Raw genomic sequence first — 21311 nt, forward strand, 5'->3', positions numbered from 1 at the left:
AGAAGGATGCGTTCGTAAAAACCGGACAAACTCATAGTCGGTATTGGGTCTGGTGATGAAAAAAACGCTCCCGGCCAGGCCGGGAGCGGAGGGGGATCAGGCGGCGATCAAGGCGTCGGCGCCGGTCTTGTCTTCCATGTCCACGATCTGGGCCAACTTGGCGGCGAAGACCTCGCGCAACTGTTCCCAGTAGGCGTCGAAATCCTCTGCTTTGCGCAGGAAGTGAGTCATCACGGCGGCGCGCAGGATGTAGACGCTTTCCACCTTGTCCCATTCGGCGCGGCTGAAGCCGCGGCTGGCCACGTAGTGCCACGGGGTGTCGCCGTACTCTTCCACCGACAGCGAAGTCGAGGAGGTCAGGAAGTCGTTGGTGTAGGTGCGGCCGGAAGCGTAGGAGCAGATCTCGTACATCTTCTTGTTCAGCCGGTTGTGGTCTTCCAGGCTGTCGTTGCCGATTTCCTTGAAGGTGAAGTTCACCATGTGGAAGTCAGGGTGCATGATGGGACGCACTTCGAACTGGCGACGGCCGACGATCAGCGGCTTGGCGGCGGCCAGACGCTGGGCGAACCAGTCCGCGGTCACGATGCCGCGGCCAATCACCTTGCCGTAGCCGCCGATGTTCAGCGGCACCAGGCGGTGGGCCGCCCATACCGCGGCGGCGGTGGCGCCGGCCTTGGAGCCTTCCATGATGGAGGAACCCAGCACCACCTTGGTATCGGCGCCTTCGGCTTCATCCACTTCTTCGAACACATAGGCCGCGTGGTAGGAGATCAGGTCGACGATGCGCTTGTCCTTCATGCAGACAGCGCCGGCCGCGTACTGGATGTAGCCCACCTTGTGCGGATCCACGGTGATGGAATCCGCTTCCGCCATCGCTTTGAAGCCTTCGTAAACATCGCGCTTGGGCCAGGTGACGCCGGCCGGAATGATGTCTTCGGCGCGGTAGCGGGCCAGCAGCGCGTCGTAGTCCATGAAGCGGTTGTCCTCATCGAGGAACATCGCGCGCACATAGCCGCCGTAGGCCGCGTCCACGTGTACGTAGAAGGAGGCGCCGTATTTCCGTTCGCATTCGGCGCGCAGCTTGATCACCTCGTCGACATGGTCGATCGAGCCTTCCTCCGTGGTGCCCACCACCGACACCATGGCCAGGATGGGATGGCCTTCCTCGATCAGGCGGAAGGTGATCTCGCGCATCTTGGCCACGTCGGTGCGGTAATTTTCGTCCACCGGCAGCGGTACGATGTGTTCCTGGCCGATGCCCAGCACGTCCATCGCCTTCATCCACGAGTAGTGCTTGGATTGCGGCACCAGGATCTTGCCCAGCGAGCCTTGCTTGATGCCGACGCCGCGGCAGGACAAGGCGCGCACTTCTTCGAACAGACCGCGTTTTTTCAATTCGTCGGTCAGGTCCAGCACCGCGCTGGGCGACAGGTTCAGCAGTTCTTTCTCGCTCTTGCCAGCGACCAGATCGCGGGCTTTTTCATGCTGGGCGATGGCCAGCGGAATGGTCTTCAGATTGCGCGCCACCCACATGCCTTCGTAGTTGGCCACGGTGCCGCCGGAGGTGATGTGGCCCCAGCTGCGCTTGGGGTCGTAGCCGAACATCCGGCACAGGTCGAGGCCGGCTTCCACTTCCAGTTCGGTGGTGGTGGGCGAGGCTTCGTGCGCGCAGTTGTTGGGGTTGTACATCATGGTCATCACGTAGGCCAGGTTGGACACCATCAGCGTGTCCGCATTCATGTGACCCAGATAACGCGGGGAGAACCAGGGCACCGAGGTGTTCTTCAACTTGGAGGACAACTGGCGCAGGATGCCTTCGGTACGGTACAGGGTCTGGCGGAAATCGCCGGCGTGCTGCTCTACCGGGGTGACCAGAGCCGGGTCTTCCGGATGGAAGTCCGCGCGCCAGTGCAGGTGTTCGGACACGGCGTATTCCATCATTTCCTTGAAGAACACGCGGTTTTCGGATTTGGGGCCGATGAACAGGGCATCGACGTTAAGCGGGGAGGCGTTCGGAGTGTTCATAACAGATTAACCTTGTAATTTAGGGGGGCGTAGGCGGCTCATTTGCCTTCGGCGGGACGCGCTTTGCTGGCGGGAGAGGTGCGCGGCGCGACGCCGGCGGAGCGGGCGTGTTTGGCTTTTTGGCCGTAGGCGTACACCAGGAAGGGAATCACCAGCATGATGGCGAGCCCGATGAGCTGGAACTGCAGGTATTCATGCGCGGAGCCATGGAAGCTGCCCGGCGGGATGAAGCCGAGGTAGCCGGCCAGCAGCGAAATGACGATGCCCAGGCCGGAGCAGATCCACATGCCCGCCTTGCCTCCGGGTACGCGGAAACTGCGTTCCACGTCCGGGCGCTTGTAGCGCAGGTAGATGGCGGCGGAGAACATGAACAGATAGGCCACCAGATAGACGAGCCCGGTCAGGCCCATCAGCATGAAGTAGAAGTTGTCCACGTTCGGCATCACGGTGATCAGGACGCCGACGAAGGTGATGGCCGCCGCCTGGATCAGCACCAGAGTGACCGGCACGCCGTGGCGGTTGGTGGTCTGCAGGAATTTGGGCAGCGCGCCGGAGTCCGCGGTGGCTTGCAAGCCGCGCACCGGGCCCAGCACCCAGGAGTTCACCTGACCCACCAGACCCAGGCCGATGCACAGGCCCATGACCGGAGCCAGCCAGCCCATGCCCCATTGATTGAAGTAGAGCTCGAAGGCCTGCATCAAGCCGGCGGTCATCGAGATTTTTTCCTTGGGGATGGCGATGAAGATCGCGGCGGAGCCGATCACCGACAGCAATACCATGATCACCGACACCAGGATGATGGCGATGGGATAATTGCGCCGGGCGTCTTTGATGGAGGACACGTTGGACGCGGACACCTCCATGCCCATCACCACGAAAATGAAGCCGATGAAGAGGCCGAGCGTGCCACTGTCGCTAAAGCTGGGGACCAGGTTGTTCCAGCTCCAGGACACGTCGGTCATGATGGGGTGGCCGCCGGCCAGATAGGCGATGCCGCAGCCGATCAGCACCACGCCGGGCATAAACACGCCCAGGCTCACGCAGATGGTGGATACCCAGCCCAAGGTTTTCACGCCGCGCATGTTCACCAGAGTGCAGGCCCACCAGATGCCCACGATCATCGCCAGCATGTAGAGCTTGTTGCTGGCGAGCGCAGGATCGAACACATAGGCGAAGGTGGCGGCGATGATCATGATGATGGAGGTCATGCCGAACACCATCTGTATCCATTGCATCCACACTGCGACAAAGCCCATGCGTTCGCCGAAGGCCTCGCGCACCCAGATGAACAGGCCGCCATCCTGCGGCCAGGCGGTGGCCAGTTCGGCTGACACCAGGGCGGTAGGCACCAGGAACAGCAGCGCGGCCGCCAAGGTCAGGAAAATCGTCATCATCCCCGGTTGAGCCGTCATCGGCAGCGTACGGACGCTGACGACTACGGCGGCGGTGATCATGACAAAGGCGAAGACGCTGATCTTGGGAGGCGCCTTATCTATTGTCGTCATTTTCATCTCCATCGAATAAAACAATAAAAACGTAAAAATATAAAATTTCGAAAATATTATTTATTTCGTGATGTTCTGCGTTTGATGAAAGTCAATATTGGGAAAATTCAATAAAAGATAATTCGAATAGAATATTGTTTTGGACGACGGCAAGCCTTGTCTGAAAAGGGCTTTACGGGTGTTTGGCCGTAGGGAGCATCGAGGACGCGTTTGGGCTGGAAAAGGGGTGAGAGGGGTCTTTTTGTGCGGATCCGTGGCCGTATCGACGACGCGCAGCGCACTTTGAACGAGTTTTCGCGAGCTAAGGCCCTGAGGCTGGGGAAGCGCAACGGACAAATGCGAAGGGGTTAGATGGAAAGGCGCTCGCCGCGTCAGCTTGGACATCGCGCCGCCAAGGCCGCGGGCAGGCGAGAATAAAGCGGCTGGATCGCCGGAGGAGGGGGAGGTTTGGCGCTGTTGGGAACGGAAGGAGGCGACGGCGCTAGCAAGCGCGCCGCCGCCGGGGGGCTAAAAGTTTACAGAGCCTGGGACGGGTTCATGCCTTTGGGCAGCAGCATCCATAGATTGCCTTGCTGCTTCATTCTGCCGGCGTACATGCCGGCTTCGGTGCCGTAACCCCAGAAGAAATCGGCGCGCCCCGCGCCCTTGATCGCGCTGCCGGTATCCTGAGCGTGCACCAGCCGCGTCAACGGCTGGGTGGAATGAGGCCAGGTGGTGACCAGGTAGACCGGCGCGCCCAGCGGGATGTAGCGCGGGTCTACCGCGATGCTGTAGCCGCCGGTCAGCGGCACGCCCAGCGCGCCCATTGGCCCGCCGTTGTCGCCCGGCAAGGTTTTGAAGAACACATAGCTGGGGTTCACCGCGAACAGCTCCAGCCGGCGTTGCGGGTTGCGGGCCAGCCAGTCCTTGATGCCCTGCATCGACGCGTCGCCCAGGGTCAGCTCGCCCTTGTCCACCAGCCATTTGCCGATCGATTGGTAGCCATAGCCGTTTTGCTCGGCGTAGCCGACGTGGATGAAGCTGCCGTCGTCCAACTGGATTCGGCCCGAGCCTTGCACTTGCAGGAAGAACAGCTCCACCGGATCTTCGACCCAGGCCAGGATGGGCGCGTTGGCCACGCCCTTGCCCTGGTTGATTTCGGCGCGTGTGTAATAAGGCAGCAGGCGTTTGCCGTCCAGCCTGCCTTTCAGCCGCGTGCCGCGGTTGTCGGCGGGAAAGTCGGCGGGGCGGATCTCAATGTCGCCGGCCGCGCTCAGCGTCAGCCGGTTGGGGCCGCTGCGGCTCGCAGCCAGGCTGGACTTGCCGCGGACGGATGCCGGCACGTCCACGCTGTAGAAGTCCGCTGGGATGCCGTACACCGGCCAGGGGGTGCGTTCGCTGCGCGTCCGGCTGCCGCTGAGCAGCGGCTCGTAATAACCGGTGATCAAACCGCTGTCGCGGCCGCCGTCGTTGATCTTCCAGGCGGCGAAGCGATTTTCGAAGAATTGGCGCACAGCCTGCGCGTTGTCGGGGGCAATGCCGTCGGCTTGCTTGCACACTTCCGACCAGCCCGGTTTTCTGGCAATGGCTTTACAGCTTTGCTTCAGCGCGACGAGGGTATCGCCCAGTTCTTGCTGGCTCCAGGCCGGCAACGAGGTGGGCGCGCCGCTTTCACGCGCCGCGCCGCCAGGCTTGCCGGGCGGGCTGGAGGTGGAGCAGGCGGCCAGGCCGACGACGAGCAGTAACAACAGCCATTTTCTAAACATGCGGTAGGTTCTCTGAAACAGGGCTAGGGCAGCGACGCGCTGCGAATCGGTCTGATTCTACGCTGGGACGCACATGACGGGGCGATGACAGCCGCGGCGAATGTTGCGGCGGCGCCAACGGTAGGAAGCGTCATGCCGCGTTGTCATGGACCGGCAACAAAATTGAAAAGTTTCCTCGCTAGTATGCGGTAAAACATTCGCGCTGAAGCTTGGGCTTGAGCCATATCACTGGAGAATCTGATGAAACGTTTTTGCATCCGCGCCTTGTTGTTGACCACCTTGTTGTCCGCCGGTCTGCCGGCCTACGCCGAGCAGACCCCGCCGACCGATGAAGAGTTGGCCGCCAGCGTGCAACAGGCCTTGAACGGCGATGCCGAACTGCAGTCGTTGGGCCTGAAGGTGAGCAGCAAGAAGAGCGAGGTGACGATTGAAGGCGGCATGACCGACGACCAGCAAATGTTCAAAGCGGGGCAGATTGCCGAAAAAGTGCCGGGCGTGAAATTCGTCATCAACAATATGGTGCTGAAAAACTAAAAAGTTTGGTCCGGCGGCAGCAAAGGGCGCTTCGGCGCCCTTTTGTCATTTTATTCATTCCGTTTTTCGCTGGGAATTTAAGATTAATCCGATTGTGGTGCTTTCTCTTATTGCGAAAAATATGTGGTGTTGCCGGCTGACGGCCTTTCCGGAGGCTGGAGCCGGCAAGGTTTTTCCAATCAGCAGTATGGATCGCACGCCGGCCCACTGCGAAGCACCGGACACGACTCATGGAATATGCATCCGCACTTGGCAAGAGGCTCTCCCACCGCATGATGCTGCAACCGGCGGAGCAGGTGGACAAATTGATTTCACGGCTGGAGGGCGCGGACGAAGCCAAGCTGGTGTATTGGGACGAGCGCAGCCAGCGGCTGCGCGCGCTGAGCCCGCGCTCGCGCCGCGGCCGGCAACTGTTGGCGCGCGGCTTGCAATCGCCTCAAGTGGTGGGCGTGTTCGACGGCTACGCTAGTTATCAGGATATCTATCAGGCCTTCCAGCAGACGCTGGACGACCTGAAGCTCAGCTGAGCAGGACCTAGACGCGCTCCAGCTCCAGCAATTCCGCCATGGTTTGGCGGCGGCGGATCAGGCGGCTGGAAGAGCCGTCGATCAAGGCTTCGGCCAGCAGCGGCCGGCTATTGTAGTTCGACGACATGGTGGCGCCGTAGGCGCCGGCGTCATGAAACACCAGCAGATCCCCCACCTGAGCGTCCGGCAGCGGACGGCTTTCCACTAGGCCGCCTTCCTGTTGCGTGAAGACGTCGCCCGATTCGCACAAGGGTCCGGCTACCACGCAAGGCGCGCGCTCGCCGGATTTTTCCGTTCCGTCCGCGCCCAGGACGGAAATATCGTGATGGCTGCCGTACATGGCGGGGCGCATCAAATCGTTGAATCCCGCGTCCACCAACACGAAACGTCGACTGCCCATGGTCTTGACCGCTCTCACCTCGGAGATCAGGGCGCCGGACTCCGCCACCAGGAAACGGCCGGGTTCGATCTCCAGCCGTACCGGATGTCCCAGATGTGCGGCGATCCGCCGCCGCGCCTCGTCCCATAGTTCAAAGTAATGCGCGGTATCGATGCGCGCGTCGCTGTCGCGGTAGGGAATGGACAGGCCGCCGCCGGCGGAGATCGCTTCGATGTCGTGACCTAGTTCGGTCGCCAGCTTGACCATGGCGCCGCAGACCTGCTGCAGGTGGCCGTAATCAACGCCCGAACCGATGTGCATGTGCAGGCCCACCAAGTGAAGGCCGAACTGACGGATCACCTCCAGCGCGTCGGACACCTGCTCATGCCAGATGCCGTGCTTGCTGTTCTCGCCGCCGGTATTGGTTTTCTGGCTATGGCCGTGGCCAAAGCCGGGGTTGACGCGCAGCCAGACCCGATGGCCGGGCGAGGCCGCGCCCAGCTGACGCAGCATGTCGATGGAACCGGCGTTGACCGCGATGCCCGCGGCCGCTACGCGTTCCAGCGTGGCGCGGTCCAGCACGTCGGCGGTGAAGACGATGTCGGAGGGCTTGGTGGAGTCGGCCTTGTAGCCGGCGGCGAGCGCGCGCTCGATTTCGCCCAGCGATACCGCGTCCACTTTCACGCCCTGTTCTCGCATCAAGCTGAGGATATGGATGTTGGAGTTGGCTTTTTGCGCATAGCGGATCACGTCGAAGCGCTTCAGTTCGGCGATGCGCCGGCGAATGGTGTCGGCGTGGTAAACCCAGAGCGGGCTGCCGTACTGGCGGGCGAGTTCGGTCAGTTGGCGGGCGTCAAAGCATTTCATGGCGTGGGCTTGGCTGGGGTGGCAGACAGACGCATCATGGCGCGCGTCGCGGCAAAAATAAAATATCAAATTATCGACACTTCTTTCATTTATGATATGGATTGCCAAGTTGCTTAAGGGGAGGCGGCATGGACATCAGCCTGCGCCATATTGAAGTGTTTCGCGCGGTGATGACTACCGGCAGCGTTACCGAGGCAGCCGTTTTGCTGCGCACTTCGCAGCCCACGGTCAGCCGCGAACTGGCGCGCTGCGAACAATTGTTGGGCATGGCCTTGTTCGAGCGCAGCCGCGGCCGCTTGCGGCCTAGCGCGCAGGGGCTGCTGCTGTTCGAGGAAGTGCAGCGCAGTTATCAGGGCCTGGAGCGCATCGTCAGCAGCGCAGCGGCGATTCGCCAGTTCGAGCAAGGACAATTGTCGATCGCCTGTTTGCCGGTGTTCGCGCAATCGTTGTTGCCGGCGGCGTGTCGGCGTTTTTTGTCGCATGCGCCGGGCATCAGCCTGAACATCGCGCCGCAGGAATCGCCCTTGCTGGAGGAGTGGCTGGCGGCGCAGCGTCATGACCTGGGCTTGAGCGAGAGCGCGCACGCGCCGGCGGGAACGAGGGTGGAGCCCTTGCTGCAGGCGGACGAGTTGTGCGTGCTGCCGGAAGGACATCGCTTATTGAGCAAGACGGTGCTGACGCCCGAGGACTTCGAGGGCGAGGCCTTCATCAGCCTGGCGGCGACCGATAGCTATCGGCAACAGCTGGATCAGGTGTTCTCCGAGCGGGGGGTCAAGCGCCGCATGGTGGTGGAGACGCATAGCGCCGCCTCGGTATGCGCAATGGCGCGGCAGGGCATAGGCGTGGCCGTCGTCAATCCGTTGACCGCGCTGGATTACGCCGGCACGGGCCTCGCCGCGAGGCGCTTCAGCGTGTCCATTCCGTTCGCGGTCAATCTGGTGCGGCCGTTGCACCGCCCCGTCTCTCCGTTGCTGGAGCGCTTTGTCGATAGCTTGAAGGTCGAATTGGCCGAGATTAGCGAACGGCTGGCCGTGCCGGCGGGGGTAGAGCCTGTTCACAGGCTCGCTTGAACTCGCAAGAGTTTAGAACAGACTTTTAGAGCCCGTTTACGACCTCGCGAGCTAAGGCGAGACAAGGCGGAAACGAGCGAAAAAGCGGAATGTACACGTGGTACATGAGCATTTTGTGCAACGCTTCACGACGCGCAGCGGATCGTAAACAGGTTCTTAGTCGCGCAGCGCCACCACCACCCGCTTGTTGCGCGCGCCTTTGCTTTCAATTTTCTTCACCACGACCGGGCCGATCTCGCCGGTGCTGCGCACATGAGTGCCGCCGCAGGGCTGTAGATCGATGCCGTCGATATTGATCAAGCGGATTTCAGGCAGGTGCAGCGGCGGTGTCACCGACATGGTCTTGATCAACTCCGGTTGCCGCTGCAGCGCCTCGCCGCTGCTCATTTCGATGCGCACCGCGCGGTCTTCCGCCACCAGCCGGTTCAACTCGTTTTCGATGTGCTCGCGGTCCAACTCCATGCCCTCGGGCAGGTCAAAGTCCAGGCGACCGGATTCCGCGCTCAGATTGCCGCCGGTGACACCCGCCTTGATCACCACGGACAATAAGTGCAGACAGGTGTGAATGCGCATGTGGCGATGGCGGCGTGCCCAGTCCAGTTCCTGTATGACTGGCGTGCCGGCGGCGAGCCGCGGCCCATCGGCGGGCACCAAGTGGACGATGGCGCGTGTTTCGCGGTCTCGCCGGGTATCGCTTATCGCACAGCCGCCGCCGTCCCAGCTCAGCGTGGCGGTATCGCCGGGCTGGCCGCCGCCAAGCGGGTAGCAAAGCGTGTCTTCCAGCACTAGGCCGGCGTCATCGTGCCGCGCCACGCGGGTTTCCAGCCGAGTTTGATAGGGGTCGATGTAAAAGCGTTCTGCCATGCGGGGGCTCCTTTTCAGGCTATGCTGGGAAGACCGGCGGCGTTTGCGGCCGTCGGAGGCGATGATCTTGAGAATGCTGCCGCCGGCTGTGTATTTCAAGAGACAGCGCTAGCTAAAAATCATGGCAACAGCTTGTCGCAGCAGCGTTTAGCGCAGATAATCGCCGCCTTTTTCCGCATTCCTTTCCATTGCCCCCATGACCATTCGCCATAATCTGGAACATTACAATCCGCCGCCGGACACAGGCCTAGACGTGATCTACGCCGACGAGGCCATCCTGGTGTTGAACAAGCCTGCCGGCTTGCTGTCGGTGCCGGGCCGCGGCGAGGACAAGGCGGACTGCTTGATCAGCCGCGCTCAGCGGCTTTATCCGGACGCGCTGACCGTGCATAGGCTCGATATGGCGACATCCGGCCTGGTGGTGCTGGGGCGCGGCGCCAGCATGCAGCGCGAGTTGTCTATCGCCTTCATGGATCGCAAGGTGGACAAGCGCTATGTGGCGGTGGTGGACGGCATTGTCGAACAGAATAGTGGCACCGTGGATCTGCCGCTGATCATTGATTGGCCGAACCGCCCGCGTCAGAAGGTGGATTTCGAGAACGGCAAGCAGGCCGTTACCCATTACCGGGTGGTGCTGCGCGACGGCCTGCGCCAGACCAGCCGGGTGGAACTGGAGCCCTTGACCGGCCGCGCCCATCAGCTGCGCATGCATATGCTGCATCTGGGCCATCCCATTCTGGGCGACGACATCTACGCGCCGGAGGCGGTGCTGGCGAAAGCCGAGCGCTTGCTGCTGCACGCGGAGCGGCTGACTTTGCGCCATCCGATCACGCGCGAGGAAATGGAGTTTGTCGCCAAGGCGTCTTTTTGAGCGCTCGTTGAAAGCTTCGCCGGGGCAAGCGGCCGCCGCGCCTTGACCCTGCCGGCTCGTCTGGCCGAGACTGGGCGGCGGGTCATGGCGTGAAAGCTCCGGAACGGTTGGAGCGCAAGGCGTGTTTACGCCTCATGTCGTGAGTGCTGCGCCCCGCGGCGGTGAGCGGGGCGGCAAGATGTCTTCCACACAGGAGGCTTCATCATGAAATCTTGGTTTGCTCCCCCTCTCCGTCATCGGCCGTCTGAGCTTGAAGCCAGGGAAACGGCCTTGCCCTATGTCCGTTATATCCCCGGTCGCGCTGCGCCTCATTATTGGCAAGTGCCGGAGGCGAGGGAACTACGGCATGGCCACGACATCGGCTGCGAAGCCGCGGATGAATTAGCCCTGTGGCTGGCCGCGAATCCGGATTGCGTGGGCTTGGGCTTGCTTGGCCGCATCGTCGACGACATCGATTTCGAGAACGAGGCGCAACGCGGCCAGTGCGAGGGCTTTTTCAATCAACTGGAGCAGTTGCTGCTCCTAGGCCTGGACGAACTGGAAGCGTCAGCTGGCGACGAACCTAGCCGGCACTGATTGTTTCCAAGTCGCCAGTCTGCGGACGCCTTCATTGTCCGCAAGGCTTACCCGGCCCGGTTTTCATGGCGAAATCCGGGCCGGCTTCATCTCGGGAGGCTGGCTTCGCCGCTTTCCCCTGCGTCATGTCTTCGGTTTTTTCTGCCGTGTAATCTTGGCTTGCACTGCCAGCCTGTGCATACTTCTTCTTTGATCTGAAGCAAGAACTCCCTAAACAAGCGTGTTGCCGCCAGAACGTTTGTTTAGTGATTTCTACCTTGTAAGGATCTGTCATGTTAAGTCGCAATTCCGCATTGCCCAGCATCGTCGTCGTTGGCGGCGGCGCCGGCGGCCTGGAACTCGCCACCCGGCTGGGGCGCACCCTGGGCGCGCAACACAAGGCCCGCGTCGTGCTGGTCGACGGCTCGCCCACCCACATCTGGAAGCCGCTATTGCACGAGGTGGCCACCGGCGCGCTCAATACTGGTGAGGACGAGGTCAATTACTTCGCTCATGGCTATCGCAACGGCTACGAGTTCGAGTTCGGCTATATGCAGTCGCTGGACACCGAACGGCGCAGCATCCAGCTTGCCGAAGTGCGCGATGCCGGCGGAGCGCAACTGAGTCCGCCGCGCGAAGTCTCCTACGACTGGTTGGTACTGGCGGTGGGCGCGGAGGCGAACGACTTCGGCACGCCCGGCGTCGGCGAGCACGCGATGTTCCTGAACACCCCGGACGACGCGGAGAAGCTGCGCCACCGGGTGCTGGAACTGGCCTTCCGCTGCAGCAGCGGCCTACAACCGCTGGCCAAGCTTGGAATCGCCATCGTCGGCGGCGGCGCCACCGGAGTCGAACTGGCGGCGGAACTGAACCACACCTTGTGCGAACTGCATCATTACGGCGCGCGCCTGCAGCCGGAGCGCGTGGAAATCAGCGTGATCGAGGGCGCGGACCGCATCCTGGCCGCCGCGCCGCCGTCTTTGTCCGCCTATGCTCAGGAGCAATTGGCCGCGCGCAACATCAAGGTGCTGACCGGCAGCCGGGTAGCGGCCGTGCACGCCGACGGCGTGGAGCTGCAGGGCGGCGACAAGGTGGCGGCCGACATCACCGTCTGGGCCGCCGGGGTCAAGGCCCCGGCCTGGTTGGTCGGCTTGGGAGGCTTGCAGACCAACCGCATCAACCAATTGCAGGTGGATAAGTGGCTGCGTTGCCAGGGCGCCGCCTGCGTCTATGCGCTGGGCGATTGCGCCGAAGCGCCGGACGGCGACAGCGGCCGCAATCTGCCGGCCACCGCCCAGGTGGCGCACCAGCAGGCGCGCTGGCTGGCGGACGAACTGAGCCGGCGCGTGGCCGGCCGCCAGGGCAAGCCCTTCGTCTTCAAACCGCAGGGCATGCTGGTGTCGCTGGGCAAGCACAGCGCGGTGGGCAGCTTGGCGGCGGTGGTCGGCCCCAAGCGCGACTACTATGTGGAGGGCCGCGGCGCCAAGCTGATCTACAGCTCCCTGTATCGCATGCACCAAGCGGCTGTACACGGCTGGGTGCTGGCCGGCCTGCTCTATGTCGGAGACAAGTTGCGCCGCGCCGCGCGGCCGTCCTTGAAGCTGCACTGATCCGGCTCAGGCCAAAGACAAGCCCACCCTCGAGGTGGGCTTTTTGTTGGCGCGGCTTGACCAGTCGACGCTTTGCGGACATCTTGTTTGCCGTTGGCATAATTGGGGAGGCAAAGATGGCGCAAGCTTCAAGTTTGGAGATCGACGCCTGGCTGGATCAACGGCCGCTGGGCGGGTTTCAGCGTCGACTGTTGCAGCTTTGCGGCTTGCTGATGATTCTGGACGGGTTCGATGTGCAGGCCATGGCCTACGTCGCGCCGGCGCTGCTGGCGGATTGGGGCTTGGCCAAGCCGTCCTTGGGGCCGGTGTTCAGCGCCGGTTTGCTTGGTTTGCTGCTGGGCGCTTTACTGTTCAGTCCGCTGGCGGATCGCTTCGGACGCCGTGCCTTGCTGTTGTTGTGCACCTTGTGGTTCGGTCTAGGCATGCTGGCCACTGCCTTCTCCGCCACGCTGGAGCAATTGCTATGGCTGCGTTTCCTGACCGGCCTGGGGCTGGGGGGCATCATGCCGAACGCGATGGCGCTGGCCGGCGAGTACAGCCCGCTCCGGCGCAGGGTCAGCATGATGATGCTGATTTCCTGCGGCTTCACCGTAGGCGCGCTGTTGGGCGGCCTGCTGGCGGCCTGGCTGGTTCCCGCCCACGGTTGGCGCGCGGTGTTCGCGGTCGGCGGGGCCGCGCCGCTGCTGCTGGCGCTGTGGATGTGGCGGCAATTGCCGGAGTCGCTGCAGTTTCTGTTGTCGCGGCAACGGCGGGAACAGGCGCTGTTCTGGCTGAGGCGTCTGGATCCGGCGATGAGCGGGGCGACGGCGTCTTGCCTGACGCTGCGGGAACCCGTCGCCGCGGCGTCGTTGCCGCATTTGTTTCGGGCCGGCCGCGCGCAGCTGACGCTGACCTTGTGGACGCTCAGCTTTTTGAATCTGCTTCTGCTCTATTTCCTGTCCAACTGGATGCCGGCCTTGGCGCGGGATGCCGGCTTGGCCACACAAAGCGCCATTCTCGCCGGCGCCGCGCTGCAACTGGGCGGCGTAGCCGGCACCTTGCTGCTGGGGATCTGGATAGACAAACTGGGTTTCTTGCGGGTGATGCTGCCAAGCTTCGCGCTGGCGGCGGCGGCCGTTGCCATGCTGGGTCAGTTGGGCGCGCAGCAGGCCGGCTTGTTCGGCCTGTTGTTCGCCGCCGGTTTTTGCGTGGTGGGCGGCCAGCCGGCGATCAACGCCCTGGCGGCCAACGCCTATCCCACCTCCTTGCGCGCCACCGGCGTGGGCTGGAGCCTGGGCGTCGGCAGGGTGGGGTCGGTGCTGGGGCCGTGGCTGGGCGGCGAGTTGCTGCGCCAGGACTGGAGCCTGGCCAGCCTGTTCATGCTGGCGGCGACGCCGGCCTTGTTGGCGGCATGGCTGGTGTGGATGTGTCCGCAGGCGGTGCGGCCGGCCGCCGGTTGAGTCAGATCGCCAGCAGCGCGGCGACGACGCGGCGGTCTTCCGCCAGCAGGATGTTGAAGGTACGGCAGGCCGCCTGGGTGTCCATGGTTTCCACGCCGATGCCGGCGTTGGCCAGCGCGGCGGACAGGCGCGGGTGGCAAAAGCGCAGGCTCTTGCCGGTGCCGAACAGCACCACTTCCGGCTGCAGCGCCAGCAGCGCGCTGAAATGGCTTTCCTGCAAATCCTCGAAAGCGGCCACCTGCCAAGGCGCCACGCTGTCCGCGGTGACGATCAGATTGCCTTCGTGACGCTGGGCGTTGATCAGAACATGGCCTTCGCCATAGCCGGTGAACAAGTTGCGGCCTTGTCCCAGCGATTGCTGCATTTTCATGTGAGCGGATTCCCGATTGCGAGCGCTGCGGCGGACGGCCCTTTTTGGGCGCGAATAACCTGCTGCAGTGCATCAGAGATTGGGATAGGATTATAACTCGACCCCGCCGCTGATTGCCGCCACAACGTCAACGTGGTCATCGCTTCAGCGGGGACATCCAAAGAGATCAGATGAAAGAACACAAACCGCGCCGCCAGGGCAAGACCGCCGTCTCCGGCGGGCGGCAAGCCACGGAAAACATCGTCGTCATGCAGCCAGTCCATAAATCGCAAAAACTCGCCAACGTCTGTTACGACATCCGCGGTCCGGTGCTTGAGCACGCCAAGAAGATGGAAGACGAAGGCCATCGCATCATCAAGCTGAACATCGGCAACCCCGCGCCGTTCGGCTTCTTCGCGCCGGACGAAATCATCGAGGACGTGATCGTCAATCTGCCGTCCGCTTCCGGCTATTCCGACTCCAAGGGCCTGTTCGCCGCGCGCAAGGCGATCATGCACTACGCCCAGCAAAAACAGCTGCCCAATGTGGGCATGGACGACATCATCGTCGGCAACGGCGTGTCCGAACTGATTGTTATGGCGATGCAGGCGCTGCTGGACAACGGCGACGAAGTGCTGGTGCCGGCGCCGGACTACCCGCTGTGGACCGCAGGCGTCAGCCTGGCCGGCGGCAAGGCGGTGCATTATCTGTGCGACGAAGAGCAGGGCTGGTTTCCCAGTATCGACGACATCCGCGCCAAGATCACGCCTTCCACCCGCGCCATCGTGGTGATCAACCCCAACAATCCCACCGGCGCGGTCTACCCGCCGGGGCTGCTCAAGCAGATCGTGGAAGTGGCTCGCCAGCACCAACTGATCATCTACGCCGATGAAATCTACGACAAGGTGCTGTACGACGAGGTCAAGCACACTTCCATCGCCTCCCTGGCGCCGGACCTGTTCGTGGTTACTTTCAACGGTCTGTCCAAAAACTACCGCGCTTGCGGCTACCGCGCGGGCTGGATGATTCTGTCCGGGGAAAAGAAACACGCGAAGGACTATATCGAAGGCCTGAATATGTTGGCCTCGATGCGTTTGTGCGCTAACGTGCCGGCGCAGTTCGCAATCCAGACGGCGCTGGGCGGCTACCAGAGCATAGACGACCTGGTGGCGCCGGGCGGCCGCCTCGCGCGCCAGCGCGATCTGGCGCACAAGCTGCTGACCGACATCCCCGGCGTCAGTTGCGTCAAGCCGCAGGGCGCGCTCTACCTGTTCCCCAAGCTGGACCCCAAAGTCTACCCGATAGGCGACGATCAGCAGTTCATCCTGGAGCTGTTGCAGGAGGAGAAAGTATTGCTGGTTCAGGGCTCAGGGTTTAACTGGATTGCGCCCGATCACTTCCGCGTGGTATTCCTTCCCAACTCGGACGATTTGGTAGAGGCCATCGGCCGCATTGCGCGTTTCCTGGAAAATTATCGCAAACGCCACGGCGGCGAAGCCTGAAACCGTGGTTGCTTAAGGCTTGAGCGGAGGGACGGGGGCTGCGGCTCCCGTCTTGCCATCAGGCTTTCCTTGTCAGCGGATACGGTCCGCTGACAAGGAAAACTTGGGACACGCGCCCGCCGCGCGGGCATCGGCTTGGCGGCAGGGCTCTTGATCAGGGCCGGCCGCCGCGGGCAGGGACAAAATACTAGAGACAGGGAGCAGATAATGAAACCGATCAATATCGGCCTATTGGGCGTGGGGACTGTGGGTGGCGGCACCGCCACCGTTCTCAAACGCAACGCCGAGGAAATCAGCCGACGCGCCGGCCGCCAGATCCGCTTGCTGCAGGCGGCCAACCGCAACCAGGCCCGCGCACAATCGCTATTGGGTCCGGACGTGGACGTGGTGGCCGACGCGATGCAGGTGGTGAACAACCCCGACGTCGACATCGTGGTGGAGTTGATCGGCGGCGACACCGTGGCCAAGGAACTGGTGCTCAAGGCCATCGCCAACGGCAAGCACGTGGTTACCGCCAACAAGAAGCTGCTGGCGCTGCACGGTACCGAGATTTTCGCCCGCGCGCAGGAACAGGGCGTGATGGTGGCTTTCGAGGCCGCGGTGGCCGGAGGCATCCCCATCATCAAGGCGCTGCGCGAAGGCTTGTCCGCCAACCGCATCGAGTGGATTGCCGGCATCATCAACGGCACTTCCAACTTTATTCTGACCGAGATGCGCGAGAAGGGCGCGAGCTTCGGCGAAGTGCTGGCCGAGGCGCAGCAGTTGGGCTACGCCGAAGCCGATCCCACCTTCGACATCGAAGGCCATGACGCCGGCCACAAGCTCACCATCATGGCAGCGCTGGCCTTCGGCATTCCGATGCAGTTCGACCGCTGTTATCTGGAAGGCATCAGCAAGCTGGAAGGGCGCGACATCAAGTACGCCGAGGAACTGGGCTACCGCGTCAAGCTGCTGGGCCTGACCCGCCGCACTCCCGCCGGCGTCGAATTGCGCGTGCATCCAACGCTGATCCCGGCGCGCCAGTTGATCGCCAACGTCAACGGCGTGATGAACGCGGTGCTGGCCAAGGGCGACGCGGTGGGGCCCACCTTGTACTACGGCGCCGGCGCCGGCGCGCTGCCCACCGCCTCCGCGGTGGTGGCCGACATCGTCGACGTGACCCGCTTGCTGACGGCGGACCCGGAGCACCGCGTGCCGCATCTGGCCTTCCAGCCGGACCAGCTGCAGAACCTGCCCATCCTGCCGATCTCCGACGTGGTCAGCTCCTACTATCTGCGCATCGGCGCCGCCGATCGCGCCGGCGTGCTGGCCAACATCACCCGCTTGCTGGCGGAGAACGGCATCTCGATCGAGGCTGTGATCCAGAAAGGCTCGGTGTCCGACGGCACCGCCGAAGTGGTGATCCTGACCCATCGCGTGCAGGAGCAGGCGATTGACCGCGCCATCACCGGCATCGAGGCGCTGGAAAGCATCACCGGCAAAGTGGTGCGCCTGCGCATGGAAGAGCTGAATGATTAAACGCTGGCTGACCGGCCTTGGCGCCGGTCTGATCCTGGCGAGCGCCGGGGCGACGCCCTTGTCCCCCGGCCAGCACAGCCTGTTGCAGGGCTTTTTGATGCGTGGCTGCGTCAAACGCACTCCGGCTTCGGACGGCGTTGGCCAGCACTCGTCGGAACAAGTGCAGAAATATTGCCAGTGCGCCAGCCAGCATCTGGCCGGCCGCTTTTCCTCGGAAGAGGTGATGGGCGTGCTGACCGGCCAGATCAAGAAAGACGACCCGCGCGGCAAACAGCGGATGAAGGACGCCTCCGCCGCCTGCGCCCAATATCTGGAAACTTCCTGATGCGTTATATCAGCACCCGAGGGGGCATGGCCCCGCAATCGTTTAGCGACATCCTGCTGATGGGCCTGGCGCCCGACGGCGGCCTGGTGTTGCCGGAAAGCTATCCGCGGATCGATCGCGAGCGGCTGGACGCCTGGCGCGGCCTGTCCTACGCCGAACTGGCCTTTGAAATCATCCGCCTGTTCGCCACCGATATCCCGGAAGACGATCTCAAATCCATCGTGAAGCGCACCTATACCCGCGCGGCTTTCGGCAGCGAGGAGATCACGCCGCTCAAGCGGCTGCATGACGGCCTGGCCATCCTGGAACTGTCCAACGGCCCGACGCTGGCCTTCAAGGACATGGCGATGCAGTTGCTGGGCAATCTGTTCGAATACGTGCTGGCCAGAAAGGGCGAACGCCTGAACATCCTGGGCGCCACCTCGGGCGACACTGGCAGCGCCGCCGAGTACGCGATGCGCGGCAAGGCCGGCATTCAAGTGTTCATGTTGAGCCCGGACGGATTGATGAGCCCGTTCCAGCGCGCGCAGATGTACAGCCTGCACGACGCCAATATCCACAATATCGCGATCAAGGGCATGTTCGACGATTGCCAGGACATCGTAAAGGCGGTGCAGAACGACCACGCCTTCAAGGCGCGTCACAAGATAGGCACCGTCAACTCGATCAACTGGGCGCGAGTGGTGGCCCAGGTGGTGTACTACTTCAAGGGCTATTTCAACGCCACGGCGAGCAATGAGGAAAAGGTCAGCTTCTGCGTGCCGTCCGGCAACTTCGGCAATGTCTGCGCCGGTCACATCGCGCGTCAGATGGGCTTGCCGATCGAACGTTTGCTGGTGGCCACCAATGAGAACGACGTGCTGGACGAGTTCTTTCGCACCGGCGCCTACCGCCCGCGCGGAGCGGCCAACACCTACGTCACCTCCAGCCCGTCGATGGATATTTCCAAGGCCTCCAACTTTGAGCGCTTCGTGTTCGATCTGCTGGGGCGCGACCCCGAGGCTTTGAAAGCGCTTTGGCGTCAGGTGGACGCCGGAGCCGGCTTCACCTTGTCCGCGGAGCAGACCGCCGCCGCCGCAGAGGTCTTCGGCTTCGTTTCCGGCAAGAGCAGCCATGCCGACCGCCTGGCGACTATCCGCCAGTTGGACCGCGAAGACGGCGTGGTAGTGGACACTCATACCGCCGACGGCGTCAAGGTGGCGCGCGAGCTGCGCCGCGCCGGCGAAACCGTGGTCTGCCTGGAAACCGCCTTGCCGGCCAAGTTCGCCTCCACTATCCGCGAAGCGCTGGACCGCGATCCGCCGCGGCCGGACGGCTTCGACGGCCTAGAGGACTTGCCGCAAAAAGTGTCGGTGTTTCCGGCGGACGCCGGCGAGGTCAAAGCCTTCATCGAACGTAGTTTGAGCTGAAGCGCCTCGGACGCGAAAACGGCCCCCAAGGGGCCGTTTTCGCGTCCGCCGCGGCGTTAGAACGTCAGCGCCACGCCGATATTGCCGGCGGTCTGGCTGCTGCCGCTGCGGCCGCTGGCGGCGCTGAGCTGGCCGAACATCGACACGCTCTTGCTTAATTGGGCGCTGAGGCCGGCGGTCCATTCCAGCCAATCCGCCTTGGGCTTGCCCAACTTAACGTTGTAGTCGCCCAGCGTGGTGGCCAGGCCGGCGGTGACTATGCGGTCGTCGCGCTTAAACTCGTGTGCGTAGCTGAGTTTGGCGTAAGGGCTGAAACGGCCAATATCCGCCTCCAGCTGCCAGCCGACGCGGGCCACCAGCGAAGTGCCGTTTTGCGCGTTGAAGGCCATGCTGCTGCTGTTGCCGCCCTGCTCGGTGAAGCCGTTTACCTTGACGTGGGCGTAGTCCAGGCCGGCGATGGGGCCGGTGCGGTAGGCGCCCAGCGGCATCAAATAGCCGCCGGCAACACGCATGCCGTATTGGCTCTGACGAGCCGTGCCGTTCAGCGCGATTCGTGCCGCGCCCAGCGATACTTGGCGGCGGGTGTCGATATCGCCGGCGCCGATGTGGGCGTCGCCGTCCAGCCAGAACCGTTCTTGCTTGTAGCTGAATAGCGCGCTCATCAAGGTGCTGCGGTCGTCTACGCTGCCGGGCGTTGCAATGCCGTTGATGTCGGTTTTGCCGTTTTGGCGAGACATCGCCAGCCCCATGCTCAGCGCCGGGGTGGCCTGAAAGTCCAGGCCCACGGTGTACAGCTGGCCTTGCGGTTTGGCGGACAGACCGTCGTAGCCCACCTTGTCGTCGTTGAAGGCACCGCTGACGAAGGCACTGACCGCGCCGACTTCGCGTTTCTGCGCGCGGATGGCCTGGTAGCGGCTGTCCAGCGTCCCGCCCAGTTGGCGGGCATTGTTCAGCGCGGACTCCGGCAGCGCGCCGGCGAAATAGGGCGCTTGCAGCAGGCCATATATATAGTCGCCAATCAGTTGATAGGCTGCCGGAGTAGGATGCAAGGCATCGGTGAACAGATAGCTTTGCCCGGGTATGACGGCGGCCAGGCAGTACAGCGCGGACTGAGGGCAGGCCGCGCCGGAGGTATTGCTGAAGCCATAGGCTTGCGGATTGGCCAGAAGCTCCGTGAACAGACCCGATATATTGGCCCTGACTATCCCGTGTTGCAGATTGCCGGCGCTAAGCGCCATGTCTACCAACTGGTTGTAGCCGCTGGCGCCTTTCTGAAGATTGGGCTGCACCGCGGCGTAAACGCTGCTCAGCGTGCCGGCGCTCAGACCGGCGGCGGTCTCCGCCTGGCTTAGCGCCTGATTGATCAGGACGGGGGAATTGCTGGTTTGACCGGAGCTCAGTATCTGCCATGCGGCGCCCCAGGCGGCGACGACTTTGCCGGCATTGCCGGCGCCGGGCAGGGCGGTCTGAATGGCGGCGAGCACAGAGAGTGGAGCCGCCGAGATATCAGGCAGATTGGGCAAAATGACGGTATTGGCCCCGGCGGCCTTGAGCGCGGCCACGGCTTGTACGGTGTAGGCGGCGGAGGCGCCCAGATAGGCGGTCGGATCGCTTTGGCTGCCGGCGGCAATGACGTCGTTGCCGCCGATCCAGATGGCGTAGGCAGCGTTGGGGTCGGCTTTTTGGCCTTTCTGGCCTAGGTAAGCGTTGATCTGGCCCGGCAGATCGGTGACCGCGATCGCATCGGCGGAAGGGGTCTGGCTGGGGGTGTCCGGATTGGTGTTGGGTGGGCTGGCCGGCTGCGCACGCGCATCGCCCTGAGCGTAATTATTGCCCGCAGTATTTGTGATGTGGCTGTTTAGGCTGTTGTTGGGCGATACGTTTTGGCCATAGTGCTTGGCCAAGACTTCAGCCCAGCCTGTGCCGTAGCCCAGGGTCCAGCGGGCGTTACCGGGCAGACCACCCAGGCCGCCGAAGGCGCCGGTGTCGGTCAGACTGTCCCCGAAAAAATAGAAATTGCTATAGGCGTTGGCGGCGGCCGGCAGGGCCAGCAGAGTGGCCATGGCCAGCGTGTTCAGGCGCTTGCGCATTTGGAATGTCCCCTTCCGGATAAAACTTTGGTTTTATTTGATTTAGATTTAAGAGTCTAAGCTCTATTCGAACGATTATTTTAATTTCTTTGTTGCATTGTCAATAGGAGGGCACAGGCTGCAGCCC

General features: G+C 62.8%; 19 protein-coding genes. 11 read left to right on the top strand and 8 right to left on the bottom strand.

The features are described from left to right. Positions 1 to 96: 96 nt before the first annotated feature. The 3 genes from B0T39_RS06205 to mltA form a co-directional block, all read right to left on the bottom strand. Complete coding sequence (locus B0T39_RS06205; RefSeq protein ID WP_081545297.1) at positions 97 to 2025, bottom strand: pyridoxal phosphate-dependent decarboxylase family protein; 1929 nt, start codon at positions 2023 to 2025, stop codon at positions 97 to 99. 38 nt (positions 2026 to 2063) lie between these two features. Further along, a complete protein-coding gene (locus B0T39_RS06210) occupies positions 2064 to 3530 on the bottom strand; it encodes an amino acid permease (protein WP_176219495.1) in 1467 nt (488 codons plus the stop codon). Between the two features lie 515 nt (positions 3531 to 4045). After that, complete coding sequence (gene mltA / locus B0T39_RS06215; RefSeq protein ID WP_081545299.1) at positions 4046 to 5275, bottom strand: murein transglycosylase A; 1230 nt, start codon at positions 5273 to 5275, stop codon at positions 4046 to 4048. 240 nt (positions 5276 to 5515) lie between these two features. Here mltA and B0T39_RS06220 point away from each other — a divergent pair, with 240 nt between their 5' ends. Further along, entirely contained in the window at positions 5516 to 5809 is a 294-nt protein-coding gene (locus B0T39_RS06220) for a BON domain-containing protein (RefSeq protein ID WP_081545300.1), read from the top strand. Positions 5810 to 6039: 230 nt separating this feature from the next. Then, complete coding sequence (locus B0T39_RS06225) at positions 6040 to 6336, top strand: hypothetical protein (protein ID WP_141111100.1); 297 nt, start codon at positions 6040 to 6042, stop codon at positions 6334 to 6336. A gap of 7 nt (positions 6337 to 6343) precedes the next feature. On the opposite strand, the gene lysA is transcribed toward B0T39_RS06225, so the two are convergent. Beyond that, positions 6344 to 7582 carry a diaminopimelate decarboxylase gene (gene lysA / locus B0T39_RS06230; RefSeq protein ID WP_081545345.1) on the bottom strand — a complete coding sequence of 413 codons (1239 nt, stop codon included), beginning with the start codon at positions 7580 to 7582 and terminating at the stop codon, positions 6344 to 6346. A gap of 128 nt (positions 7583 to 7710) precedes the next feature. On the opposite strand from lysA, the gene B0T39_RS06235 reads away from it, so the two are divergent. Continuing rightward, positions 7711 to 8652: a LysR family transcriptional regulator gene (locus tag B0T39_RS06235; RefSeq protein ID WP_081545302.1), complete on the top strand. Its 942-nt coding sequence runs from the start codon at positions 7711 to 7713 to the stop codon at positions 8650 to 8652. A 156-nt stretch (positions 8653 to 8808) separates the two neighbouring features. Here B0T39_RS06235 and B0T39_RS06240 read toward each other — a convergent pair whose 3' ends face one another. Next, positions 8809 to 9516, bottom strand: a complete 708-nt coding sequence (locus tag B0T39_RS06240; protein ID WP_081545346.1) for an alanyl-tRNA editing protein — start codon at positions 9514 to 9516, stop codon at positions 8809 to 8811. A 196-nt stretch (positions 9517 to 9712) separates the two neighbouring features. On the opposite strand from B0T39_RS06240, the gene B0T39_RS06245 reads away from it, so the two are divergent. Together B0T39_RS06245 and B0T39_RS06250 are read left to right on the top strand one after the other, a co-directional pair. After that, positions 9713 to 10387 (top strand): pseudouridine synthase, encoded by a 675-nt coding sequence (locus B0T39_RS06245; protein WP_081545303.1) that lies wholly within the window; start codon positions 9713 to 9715, stop codon positions 10385 to 10387. 204 nt (positions 10388 to 10591) lie between these two features. After that, positions 10592 to 10963 carry a hypothetical protein gene (locus B0T39_RS06250; RefSeq protein ID WP_141111101.1) on the top strand — a complete coding sequence of 124 codons (372 nt, stop codon included), beginning with the start codon at positions 10592 to 10594 and terminating at the stop codon, positions 10961 to 10963. A 31-nt stretch (positions 10964 to 10994) separates the two neighbouring features. On the opposite strand, the gene B0T39_RS24855 is transcribed toward B0T39_RS06250, so the two are convergent. Then, positions 10995 to 11237, bottom strand: coding sequence for a hypothetical protein (locus tag B0T39_RS24855; protein ID WP_141111102.1), 243 nt, complete (start codon positions 11235 to 11237; stop codon positions 10995 to 10997). Between B0T39_RS24855 and B0T39_RS06255 the strand changes: the two genes are divergently transcribed. Both B0T39_RS06255 and B0T39_RS06260 read left to right on the top strand, forming a co-directional pair. Beyond that, positions 11236 to 12552 carry an NAD(P)/FAD-dependent oxidoreductase gene (locus B0T39_RS06255; RefSeq protein WP_081545305.1) on the top strand — a complete coding sequence of 439 codons (1317 nt, stop codon included), beginning with the start codon at positions 11236 to 11238 and terminating at the stop codon, positions 12550 to 12552. The genes B0T39_RS24855 and B0T39_RS06255 overlap by 2 nt on opposite strands. Positions 12553 to 12668: 116 nt before the next feature. After that, complete coding sequence (locus B0T39_RS06260; RefSeq protein WP_081545306.1) at positions 12669 to 13991, top strand: MFS transporter; 1323 nt, start codon at positions 12669 to 12671, stop codon at positions 13989 to 13991. Position 13992: 1 nt separating this feature from the next. Here the strand turns inward: B0T39_RS06260 and B0T39_RS06265 are convergent, their stop codons facing one another. Further along, entirely contained in the window at positions 13993 to 14361 is a 369-nt protein-coding gene (locus B0T39_RS06265; protein WP_081545307.1) for an Mth938-like domain-containing protein, read from the bottom strand. 248 nt (positions 14362 to 14609) lie between these two features. Here B0T39_RS06265 and B0T39_RS06270 point away from each other — a divergent pair, with 248 nt between their 5' ends. The 4 genes from B0T39_RS06270 to thrC all read left to right on the top strand — a co-directional run bounded on the left by B0T39_RS06270 (position 14610) and on the right by thrC (position 19094). Further along, complete coding sequence (locus B0T39_RS06270; RefSeq protein ID WP_081545347.1) at positions 14610 to 15842, top strand: pyridoxal phosphate-dependent aminotransferase; 1233 nt, start codon at positions 14610 to 14612, stop codon at positions 15840 to 15842. Positions 15843 to 16049: 207 nt separating this feature from the next. Further along, positions 16050 to 17360 carry a homoserine dehydrogenase gene (locus B0T39_RS06275; RefSeq protein ID WP_081545308.1) on the top strand — a complete coding sequence of 437 codons (1311 nt, stop codon included), beginning with the start codon at positions 16050 to 16052 and terminating at the stop codon, positions 17358 to 17360. Next, positions 17353 to 17685 carry a hypothetical protein gene (locus tag B0T39_RS06280; protein WP_081545309.1) on the top strand — a complete coding sequence of 111 codons (333 nt, stop codon included), beginning with the start codon at positions 17353 to 17355 and terminating at the stop codon, positions 17683 to 17685. Before B0T39_RS06275 ends, B0T39_RS06280 begins: the two co-directional genes overlap by 8 nt. After that, on the top strand, positions 17685 to 19094 hold the full coding sequence (gene thrC / locus B0T39_RS06285) for a threonine synthase (protein WP_081545310.1): 1410 nt from the start codon (positions 17685 to 17687) through the stop codon (positions 19092 to 19094). Before B0T39_RS06280 ends, thrC begins: the two co-directional genes overlap by 1 nt. Before the next feature lie 56 nt (positions 19095 to 19150). Here the strand turns inward: thrC and B0T39_RS06290 are convergent, their stop codons facing one another. Continuing rightward, positions 19151 to 21184, bottom strand: a complete 2034-nt coding sequence (locus B0T39_RS06290) for an autotransporter outer membrane beta-barrel domain-containing protein (RefSeq protein ID WP_081545311.1) — start codon at positions 21182 to 21184, stop codon at positions 19151 to 19153. Positions 21185 to 21311 lie beyond the last annotated feature (127 nt).

The sequence above is a fragment of the Chromobacterium haemolyticum genome, assembly GCF_002081825.1.
In the GTDB taxonomy this organism is placed as follows: domain Bacteria; phylum Pseudomonadota; class Gammaproteobacteria; order Burkholderiales; family Chromobacteriaceae; genus Chromobacterium; species Chromobacterium fluminis.